This is a genomic window from Bradyrhizobium sp. IC3195, from assembly GCF_020193585.1.
In the GTDB taxonomy this organism is placed as follows: Bacteria; Pseudomonadota; Alphaproteobacteria; order Rhizobiales; family Xanthobacteraceae; genus Bradyrhizobium; species Bradyrhizobium yuanmingense.
On the sequence record NZ_JADYVG010000013.1, the window covers coordinates 193,324 to 202,953 of the forward strand.

Annotated in this window: 11 protein-coding genes and 1 pseudogene; 8 read left to right on the forward strand and 4 right to left on the reverse strand. The window is 63.3% G+C overall.

All coding sequences use genetic code 11. The features are described from left to right. Window positions 1–15 precede the first annotated feature (15 nt). The 3 genes from I6F09_RS24100 to I6F09_RS24110 all read left to right on the forward strand — a co-directional run bounded on the left by I6F09_RS24100 (window position 16) and on the right by I6F09_RS24110 (window position 1,487). Window positions 16–225 (forward strand): cysteine-rich CWC family protein, encoded by a 210-nt coding sequence (locus tag I6F09_RS24100; protein WP_225126804.1) that lies wholly within the window; start codon window positions 16–18, stop codon window positions 223–225. 381 nt (window positions 226–606) lie between these two features. Beyond that, the gene (locus I6F09_RS24105; RefSeq protein ID WP_225189190.1) at window positions 607–1,011 is read left to right on the forward strand and encodes a hypothetical protein; all 405 of its coding nucleotides are present in this window, start codon (window positions 607–609) and stop codon (window positions 1,009–1,011) included. Continuing rightward, window positions 1,008–1,487: a hypothetical protein gene (locus I6F09_RS24110; RefSeq protein ID WP_225189191.1), complete on the forward strand. Its 480-nt coding sequence runs from the start codon at window positions 1,008–1,010 to the stop codon at window positions 1,485–1,487. The genes I6F09_RS24105 and I6F09_RS24110 overlap by 4 nt, the downstream gene beginning before the upstream one ends. A gap of 18 nt (window positions 1,488–1,505) precedes the next feature. Here I6F09_RS24110 and I6F09_RS24115 read toward each other — a convergent pair. Continuing rightward, a pseudogene (locus I6F09_RS24115) lies at window positions 1,506–1,664 on the reverse strand (glutathione S-transferase family protein); the annotation flags it as partial. An 85-nt stretch (window positions 1,665–1,749) separates the two neighbouring features. On the opposite strand from I6F09_RS24115, the gene I6F09_RS24120 reads away from it, so the two are divergent. After that, window positions 1,750–3,060, forward strand: coding sequence for a HEPN domain-containing protein (locus I6F09_RS24120; RefSeq protein ID WP_225189192.1), 1,311 nt, complete (start codon window positions 1,750–1,752; stop codon window positions 3,058–3,060). A 6-nt stretch (window positions 3,061–3,066) separates the two neighbouring features. Here the strand turns inward: I6F09_RS24120 and I6F09_RS24125 are convergent, their stop codons facing one another. The 3 genes from I6F09_RS24125 to I6F09_RS24135 form a co-directional block, all read right to left on the reverse strand. Continuing rightward, complete coding sequence (locus tag I6F09_RS24125) at window positions 3,067–3,765, reverse strand: glutathione S-transferase family protein (RefSeq protein ID WP_225189193.1); 699 nt, start codon at window positions 3,763–3,765, stop codon at window positions 3,067–3,069. Window positions 3,766–3,880: 115 nt separating this feature from the next. Further along, the gene (locus I6F09_RS24130; protein WP_225172200.1) at window positions 3,881–4,111 is read right to left on the reverse strand and encodes a hypothetical protein; all 231 of its coding nucleotides are present in this window, start codon (window positions 4,109–4,111) and stop codon (window positions 3,881–3,883) included. Then, window positions 4,108–4,887, reverse strand: a complete 780-nt coding sequence (locus I6F09_RS24135) for a sulfite exporter TauE/SafE family protein (RefSeq protein WP_036027212.1) — start codon at window positions 4,885–4,887, stop codon at window positions 4,108–4,110. The genes I6F09_RS24130 and I6F09_RS24135 overlap by 4 nt, the downstream gene beginning before the upstream one ends. 190 nt (window positions 4,888–5,077) lie before the next feature. Here I6F09_RS24135 and I6F09_RS24140 point away from each other — a divergent pair, with 190 nt between their 5' ends. From I6F09_RS24140 to uvrB, 4 genes are all read left to right on the forward strand, one after another. Continuing rightward, complete coding sequence (locus I6F09_RS24140) at window positions 5,078–5,992, forward strand: LysR substrate-binding domain-containing protein (protein WP_225189194.1); 915 nt, start codon at window positions 5,078–5,080, stop codon at window positions 5,990–5,992. A 104-nt stretch (window positions 5,993–6,096) separates the two neighbouring features. Beyond that, window positions 6,097–6,318 (forward strand): hypothetical protein, encoded by a 222-nt coding sequence (locus I6F09_RS24145; protein ID WP_057027695.1) that lies wholly within the window; start codon window positions 6,097–6,099, stop codon window positions 6,316–6,318. 53 nt (window positions 6,319–6,371) lie between these two features. Beyond that, window positions 6,372–6,599 carry a hypothetical protein gene (locus tag I6F09_RS24150; RefSeq protein ID WP_225189195.1) on the forward strand — a complete coding sequence of 76 codons (228 nt, stop codon included), beginning with the start codon at window positions 6,372–6,374 and terminating at the stop codon, window positions 6,597–6,599. Window positions 6,600–6,693: 94 nt separating this feature from the next. Beyond that, the coding region (gene uvrB, locus I6F09_RS24155) for an excinuclease ABC subunit UvrB (protein ID WP_225189196.1) at window positions 6,694–9,630 on the forward strand (2,937 nt) is incomplete at its 3' end.

Sequence of the window (9,630 nt, forward strand, 5' to 3'; positions counted from 1 at the left end):
GCTTCGACGTAGATCATGACACATCCGACCGAAATGCCGTCTGCGCGGGCACTTGGGCGCCGTCTCACCTGCTCCCGTTGCGGCAGCGAATTCGGCTGCGATCTCTCAGGGACCTGCTGGTGCGCGGAGGAGACGGCAAAACTGCCGATGCCGCTCGAGGGCGAGGACTGCCTGTGCCGGGAGTGCTTGCGGAAAGCGGCGGCGGAGGCGGAGGCGGCGAAATAGTCGACGTCGACCGTTGCGTCAGGCGGATGTCGACCGAGGCAGGCGACCGATCACGCAAACACCGCGTAAGAGCAAGATCAGATCGACCTTCTTAGAGCTCCATTTACCTTCGCCCGGGCGGAACCCGTAAAATACCACATCTCTTAACCGGACACGGATAGGTTGCGCATCGTCAATTCGAGTACGCGCATGAGCCGCTTCATTCTCCTGACCTGCATGGCCTTCCTTTCCGCTTTCGTCGGTATCTCCTGGGCACTCCGCGGATTTCCCACCTATTCCTTTTCGCCGATCGGCGAGCTGAGGCCGACGCTCACTGCAACATTCGGCGATGAAAGCTCCAAGGCCCATGCCCGCAAGATTTGGGAAGCGGAGCACACCACGATGAGCGACAAGGATCCGAAGCTCGACGCGGTACGCATGGACGCGTTGCAGGCCGGTACTGCCTACGCCATGTCGCCTTGCGATGACACGATGAAGGCGAATCTCATCGCGGCCACGACGGCCTATGCGCGCGGCTACGCGGAGATCTACGGCTGCCCGAACCCGGCCATGGGAATGTTCTGCAGCGAGAAGAAGCGTGACCAAGCCAACGCGGCATATTCGACGCCGCTCGACGCGCGCGTCAAGGCCGCGCTCGCGGAAGCCTTCGAACAGAAGGGTGTCGTCAAAGAGGATTTCCCCGCGGACATCCGTCCTACGGTTCTGGCGTTCGCGGGTCCAGGCCTGTGGTCCGATCCGTCACCGGTGTGCCTGCCGCGGCAACAGGCGACGGCGAGCCGCAAATGAGCCGCATCTGGTTTGTCGTCTGGGCGGTCGTCATCTGGCAGATCGCAGCTTGGGCGTTCGCGCCCGAACCAGAGACCCGGCCACCGGTTCCGATCAATAGCCCGGGATACGGCACCAACGAAAGATATTCGGTGGACGGCAGAGTGAGACAGCGCGAGAGCGCCATCGCCACGCTGGAACGGCCTTATGGCGCCCGCTGCACGGGCGAGGGTCGAAAGCAGTTCATTAGCGGTCTCGACGAATACTACTATCAGCGCCAGAACCAGATGGAGCGCTATCCCGAGACGTTCGGCAAGCCCGGTGCCGACTACATCGCGACACAATGGTCGACGGGTGAGGACAGGCGCATCGAGCGCCTGACTCAAGAAGCCTATGCGCAAGGCTATTTCACGCTCGCTGACCTGAACAGCGTCGCACGCAAGATGGTCGAAACCCTCGTCAGGAACGAGCGCGTCACGGCAAAAGCCTGCGGGTGACGAAAGTCGCGCGCAGGCTCACACGCGATGTCCCGGCGACTTCCGCGCCATGCCATCGAACGCATCCAACAGCTTTTCGCGCCAGGCATAGACCGGATCATCCGCTTCGAGCAGCTTGAACGGGCTGGCCGCGCACGCCCATTGGAATCCGCCGAACGCGATGTAGTCGGCACAGTTCAGTCATGTTAGCTATTGTCGTGTTAAATGCATCGCTGATTCCCGTTCAGCTGATTGATCTCCTCGCGCCATTTGGGCCGGACCGATGCCACTAAACGTTCACCCAGAATGCAAAGCGCGCTTACTGCAAACTTTGACGACTGCAATAGCCCAACTCTATGTTGAGAATGGGAAGTTCATTTCACGCTCTGACGCGCTGCCAGCGCTTGAATTGCCCGAGAAAGTTCTTCCGGGCAAAGGAGAACTCCGATCGCAGCTTAGCCTCTACATCGACAACGATAGGCCACTCACTGAATTTATCCTCGACACCTTGTCTGAAGAACTATCCCATCTGCCCTTTGATGATGTTGCGAGACAGCGTCTGACTGAACTCGACGGCTATAACGAAAGCGCACTTGTTGCGCAGCGTCTCCTCAATGCGCTGATTGATCTCCCACGGCAATATACGCTTAGCTTCAAACTTCCCACCGAGTTGTCCACCATGTTGGGAGATCAATCCGTCGTAGTAATCTCTCCTCGGTTACGCCTCGTAAGAGTCACAGACGAAATCATTTCCCAGTACCCGCCAAGCAAATCTGAAACGAGCCAAGTTGGCGCTCTCAGTGGACTGCTCGGTGGACTGAATGGATGGCTGTCGGCAGTACATTGGCAGATGGATGGTATATATCTTCAAGTTGATGCCCAAGGTTTTATCGGGCCGTATGGAGGCTCGCAACCACACTTAGAAGCAATACGGGCGTTGCGGGCCTTCTCTGGCCTTGGTCTAGCCCTCGGTTTGTTCGAGGTAAGCTCAGATTACCTCCCGCAATCCCCTCCATCCGATATCCTGCTACATCGACAAGATGCTGGAGGAGAGTTTGTCGCAGTGCGGACCATCTCCCTGGACGATGGGATAAGCCGGACCATCAAGCGTCTGAGGCTGAGCGGCTTTATCGACTTGCTTGGTGATCCGAAGCGACGCTCCCAGTTCGTTACCAGCACTTTCTTTCTGATCCAAGCAGCCTTATCCGGAGGCAAGAAGGCCGATCTTATCTTTCTTGCATCGCAGTGGTTTTTTGACGGACATAGCCACGGATCTGATCAATTGCTGAAATTCGTTCAGACGATGATCGTTCTCGAAATATTGCTTGGGGACAAAGCATCGTCCGACCAAACCGGTCTGAACGTTTTGCTACGAAACCGCTGCGCGTATCTGATCGGGACAAGCCAGGAAGATCGAGCAGAAGTCCTGGAATGGTTTCGGAAAATATATGACGTTCGATCGGAAATCGTTCACACGGGCAAACATGCGCTCAGCACGTCTGAATTAGAACTTTTTGCTCGGCTACGATGGATATGCCGCCGCGTTATTAGGAAGGAAATCGAGCTGCTTCGAGCAGATCAGGGTAAAGGCTAGTGTGTATTACACCTCATGCCCCGGCGACTTCCGCGCCATGCCGTCGAACGCATCCAGCAGCTTTTCGCGCCACACATAGACCGGATCATCCGCTTCGAGCAGCTTGAACGGGCTGACCACGCGCGCCCATTGGAATCCGCCGAACACGATGTAGTCGGCGTAGTTCGGTGCCTGCCCGCCGAGAAAAGGCTGCGTCTTGAACGTCTGCCGCATGATCTCGAGCGATTTGCGGAACGCGACGACGCCGGCATCGCGGCCCGCCATGATCTCCTCGAGCGTCTTGCCGCCGAAGCGCGCCTCGCGCGACTTGCGGAAATAGGCGGCATCGACCTCATTCAGATTGTTCGGGATGTCGGCGATGATGAGCGGAAAGATGCCGCCGACGATGGCGATGTCGCCCCACGCATTGATCATGCGCGCCATCGCGCGGCCGCCCTCGCCGCCGAACAGCGACGGGCGATCCGGAAAAGTGTCCTCGAGATAGTTCGCAATAGTCCAGGAATCGACGATCGGCTTGTCATGATGCAACAGCACCGGGACCTTCTCCGAGCCGTGCGGCGCGATCGCGCTCTTCTCGGTGAAGCGCCAGGGCAGCGATTCCGCCGCAAGGCCCTTGTGCGCGAGCGCCATCCGGGTGCGCCAGCAATACGGGCTGAAGGGGCGCGCGGGATCGGTGCCGACGAGTTCGTAGAGTTTGAGCGACATTGAGCAGTGCTCCGTCATTGCGAGCGCAGCGAAGCAATCCAGGCTGCTTCCGCGAAAGACATTCTGGATTGCTTCGCTGGCGCTCGCAATGACGATGTGGAGAGAGGTGTGCGCGTCACCGCCCGTTCGCGCGCAACAGCCTCTCGCCGCCTTCCGTCACCGCGATCACCAGCCCGAGACCGGCAATCGTCTCGCGCGCGACGTAGCCGCGCTCGGCGGCGTCCTCCCAGATGGTGAGGCGCGGGCACGAGGTCTTCCAGGTCGCGAGCACCTCGGCGTAGACGCGCGGCTCGCGCGCGACCCATTCGACGAAGTCCAGCACCAGCGGATCGGCGGCCTCGCTCATTGCAAACCTCCCTTGTCGAAGGCGGCCAGAACCGGCGCACGCAGCAACAGCCAGCCGCCGTGGACGATGTAGTAGCAGGCGATGGTGGTGATCAGCTTGTTGGACCAGGCGATGAACTGCTGGTCGGTCATGGCTTCGAGGATGCGCCGCGCCAGCGTGGTGCCGAGCATCGAGGCTGCGATGGCGACGGCAGCGAGCACGGGATCGAGGCCCGCGGCCTGGTCGATGATGCCGCCGAAATAGATCAGCTTGGTGAAATGGCTGACGACCTGGCACATCGCCTTGGTCGCAACCTTCTCGCGCCGGCCGAAATCGCCGCCGAGGAAAAAGGTGTCGAGCAGCGGGCCGGAGACGCCGGTCATCAGCATCAGGCCCATGCAGATCGTACCGTAGACCGTGCCCTGCCAGAGGCTATCAGGGTCCGGCTTGATGTTCGCCGGCAAAAGCCGCGCCATGAACGGGGTGATGCCGAGCAGCAGCAGCGCGACCGGCTTGTCCGGCACGTAGCGGGTCAGCGACCACGCCGCGAGCGCCACGGCCGCGCCGACCATATAGTTCGCAACCGGCCGCCAGCGGATATGCGCCCGCCACAGGAACGCGCGCCAGCCGTTCGAGGCCATCTGCGTGATCGCATGCAGCACCATGGCGGTCGGCAGCGGCATCAGTGCCAGCAGCACGCCGATCAGGATCAGCCCGCCCGCCATGCCGAACAGCCCCGACAGGAATGCCGTGGCCACCATCAGCAATCCAAGGGCAGCGATCATGATGGGCGTCACGAAAGGAATCTCCCGAGGGCGAGTGAGGGACGCAAACTGTTTCACTCCCTCGCCCCGCGAGGAGAGGCGAAGGCACCGCGCCTGCTTCAACAAATCAGCACGAATTGCGCTGATGTTTGTGCCTCGCTTGCGCCTCTTCCGCAAACTGAGATATCTTGCCCTGGCATCAGCTTTCCTGAGGGTGGGTCATTTGCGACGGCTGCTGTTTCTCAACGGCATCAAGGCGTTCGAGGCGGCGGCACGGACCGGCAGCTTTGCTGCGGCCGGGCTGGAGCTGAGCGTATCGGCGGCCGCCGTCAGCCGCATGGTGCACCTGCTCGAAGAGCGGCTCGGCGTCGCCTTGTTCGGGCGCAAGGCCAACAGGCTCGTGCTGACGCAGGCCGGCCGCGCCTATCAGAGCGGGCTGACTCCGATCTTCGATGCGCTGGCGAGCCTCACGGCGCAGGTGACAGCGCCTGCGAGCGTGCGCGTGCTCACCATCGGCGTCGGCCACACCTTTGCGATGCGCTGGCTGATCCCGCGCCTGTCGGAGTTTCGCAGCGAGGAGCCCGACATCGAGGTGCGCTTCACCACCGGCGGCGCCGCGGTGCCGTTCGGCGAAGACTGGAACTGCGGCATCAAGCTCGGCACCGGCGACTGGCCCGGCCTCGTCGCCGAGCCGCTGTTCGCGGGCGACCTCACCCCCGTCTGCGTGCCGCGCCTTGCCGGCGGATTGAAGCGCCCGGGCGACCTGAAAGGACCGAGCCTGATCCGCGTCGCGCACTCACCCGAGGACTGGCCGATCTGGCTGAAGGCGGCGGGCACGGCGAGGATCAACGCGCGCGGGCCCGAGTTCCAGTTCTACGGCCAGGCGCTGCAGGCCGCGGCCGACGGGCTCGGCATCGCGATGGGCATCCGCCCCTATATCGACGACGATCTCGCGGCCGGCCGGCTGGTGGCGCCGTTCGACCTCTCGGTGCCCAAGGGCATGCGCTGGTATCTGCTCTATCGCAGCTTCCAGACCGAGCAGCGCGACTTTGCCGCCTTCCGCCGCTGGATCATGCGGGCGGCATCGGAACCTGCCGCCCGTCCACGGCGGATCGGCCGCGCCGCAGCGCGGAACTGAAGCCCGGCGGGCAAAAAAGCCGCCTGCTTGTGAACGGCTTCACATCCCAAATTCCGCAGACGTGGTCTCGTGACCCTCCGAAAAGAAACGTGGGACCTACACTCATGACGACCCTCTACGACGGCTTTGACATCGAATCCTTCGAAGCTGGCAAGGGGCTGTGGCACGCGCGGATCCGCCGGGCCGATCTCAGCCCGGTGGCCATCGACGGCGTGCTGTTTCCGGCCATGGAAGTCGGCTTCGCCTGGCCTGATCGCGATGCCGCGATTGCCGATGCCAAGCACCACATCGATCGTTTCCGGCGGCGGGCTGGCGACGACGAATAGGCGGTCCGCAGGCCGACCAGAGACAGGGCGGCGAAAAAAGGGGGGAACCGGTCATGTCCATCATCGAAACCGATGCGGTGCAGCCGCGGATCTACGCCCGCGCAGTGCTCTCCAACTGCCCGGAATGCGACGGCGATCTCACGGTGCTCCGTGTGATCGGCGGCCGCGCCGGATGCGAGTACTGGGCCATGAGCTGCACCGATTGCGGCGGCATTCATCTCGACATCCTCGAGCCGAATGTCGCGGCCGGAGACGACGAGGGGCCGCTGCCGGCGGCGTGAGGGCACAAGGCTGCTGCCAACCTGCTGTCAGCAGCCTGCATGACCACGGGCCTTCACCCTTTATTGCGGGGCGGACTCGTCCCATATTCGCCTCATGGCGAAGAAACCTGCATCCTCCGAAAAATCCGGCAAATCTCCCAAATCCAAAGCTCATCGCCCCGACGTGCAGCCGATCGGGCCGGCGCTGGCCGAACTGCTGAATCCCGCGATCAATCGCGGCGATGCCGGACTTGGCTCGGGCACCGGCCTGCAGCCGCCGCCGGACAATTCGCGCGACCGCCGCGCCGGGGGCGAGGCCGCCGCGCATCGCGCGCGGGCTTCGACGCCGAAGGAGTTTCCGCAAGATGCGGCGCGGCCGATGCCGCTGCGGCCCAATCCGCAGCCGCCGGGCGCCCGTCAGTCCAGTGAGCTGGCCGGGCTGGAGGAGGCACCGCAGGCCAATTACGGAACTGCGGCCACCATCCCGACGCTCGATCCGGAACTGGCGCGGCAGCTCGGCCTGCCCACCGAGGAGGACGATGCCGAAGCGCTGGCGCGCCCGCCGCGTTCCAAGATGGAGGCGCTCGGCGTCAAGGCCACCGCGGATGCGCTGGAATCGCTGATCCGCGAGGGCCGGCCGGAGTTCCGCAAGGGCGACGGCTCCATGAAGGTGTGGACGCCGCACCGGCCGCCGCGCCCGGAGAAGTCCGAAGGCGGTGTCCGCTTCGAGATCAAGTCGTCCTACGAGCCGAAGGGCGACCAGCCGACCGCAATCGCCGAGCTGGTCGAGGGCATCAACCGCAACGACCGTTCGCAGGTGCTGCTGGGCGTCACCGGCTCCGGCAAGACCTACACCATGGCCAAGGTGATCGAGGCGACGCAGCGCCCGGCCCTAATCCTGGCGCCGAACAAGACGCTGGCCGCCCAGCTCTATGGCGAGTTCAAGAACTTCTTCCCCGACAACGCAGTCGAGTACTTCGTCAGCTATTACGACTACTACCAGCCGGAAGCGTATGTGCCCCGCACGGACACGTACATCGAAAAAGATTCCTCGATCAACGAGCAGATCGACCGCATGCGCCACTCGGCGACGCGTGCGCTGCTCGAGCGCGACGACGTCATCATCGTGGCGTCGGTGTCCTGCATCTACGGTATCGGCTCGGTCGAGACCTACACCGCGATGACCTTCGCGCTGAAGAAGGGCGAGCGCATCGACCAGCGCCAGCTGATCGCCGACCTCGTCGCCCTGCAGTACAAGCGCACCCAGGCCGATTTCACCCGCGGCACGTTTCGCGTGCGCGGCGACGTCATCGACATCTTTCCGGCTCACTATGAAGACCGCGCCTGGCGCGTGAACCTGTTCGGCGACACCATCGAGACCATCGAGGAGTTCGATCCGCTCACCGGCCACAAGCAGGACGAGCTCGAATTCATCAAGATGTACGCCAATTCGCATTATGTGACGCCGCGCCCGACCTTGGTGCAGGCGATCAAGTCGATCAAGTTCGAATTGAAGCAGCGGCTCGACCAGCTCAACAACCAGGGCCGCCTGCTGGAAGCGCAGCGGCTGGAGCAGCGCACCACCTTCGACCTCGAAATGATGGAGGCGACGGGCAGCTGCGCCGGCATCGAGAACTATTCGCGCTACCTCACCGGCCGCCGCCCCGGCGAGCCGCCGCCGACGCTGTTCGAATACGTGCCCGACAACGCGCTGATCTTCGCCGACGAAAGCCACGTCACCATCCCGCAGATCGGCGCCATGTTCCGCGGCGACTTCCGCCGCAAGGCGACACTGGCCGAATACGGCTTCCGCCTGCCCTCCTGCATGGACAACCGCCCACTCCGCTTCGAGGAATGGGACATGATGCGGCCGCAGACTGTCGCGGTGTCGGCGACGCCGGGCAGCTGGGAGCTGAACGAGAGCGGCGGCGTGTTCGTCGAGCAGGTCATTCGCCCCACCGGGCTGATTGATCCTCCCGTTGATATTCGCCCCGCCCGCACGCAGGTCGACGATCTCGTCGGCGAAGTGCGCGCCACCGCGCAGGCGGGCTATCGCTCACTGATCACGGTCCTCACAAAGCGCATGGCGGAGGACCTCACCGAATATCTGCACGAGCAGGGCATTCGCGTCCGCTACATGCACTCGGACATCGACACGATCGAGCGCATCGAGATCATCCGCGATTTGCGTCTCGGTGCCTTCGACGCGCTGGTCGGCATCAACCTCTTGCGCGAAGGTCTCGACATCCCCGAATGCGCCCTGGTCGCCATTCTCGACGCCGACAAGGAAGGTTTTCTGCGCAGCGAGACTTCGCTGATCCAGACCATCGGCCGTGCCGCGCGCAACGTCGACGGCAAGGTGATCCTCTATGCCGACCAGATGACGGGGTCGATGGAGCGCGCCATCGCCGAGACCAACCGCCGCCGCGAGAAGCAGGTCGAGTATAACAACGCCAACGGCATCACGCCGGAGAGCGTGAAGAAGCAGATCGGCGACATCCTCAACTCGGTCTACGAGCGCGACCACGTGCTGGTCGAGGTCGGCGGCCACGACATGACCGACGACGTCATCTCGATCGGCCATAATTTCGAAGCCGTGCTCGCCGATCTCGAAACGAGGATGCGCGAGGCCGCCGCCGATCTGAACTTCGAGGAAGCCGCCCGCCTGCGCGACGAGGTCAAGCGCCTGCGCGCGACCGAGCTTGCAGTGGTCGACGACCCCACCGCCAAGCAGCGCACCGTCGCGGGCAAGGCCGGCGCTTATGCGGGAGCGAAGAAATACGGCGATGCCGCGAACCTGCCCGTCAGCGCCATGAGGAACAAGAGCGCCGCAACTGCGCTCAAGGCCGGCGGCGGCAAGGGCTCCCGCGTGCATAAGCCGCATCTCGACGAGATGCACGGCCCGGAGTCGTTGCCCTATCGCGAGAGCCGCGCGCTGCCGTCAAAGCCGTTCGGCAGCACCAGCAGGATCATCCAGCCGACGGATTCGCGGCAGTCGGGACCGGAGTTCGGGCCCGCGCCGAAGTCGACGGGCGGGGCACCGGGGCGAAGG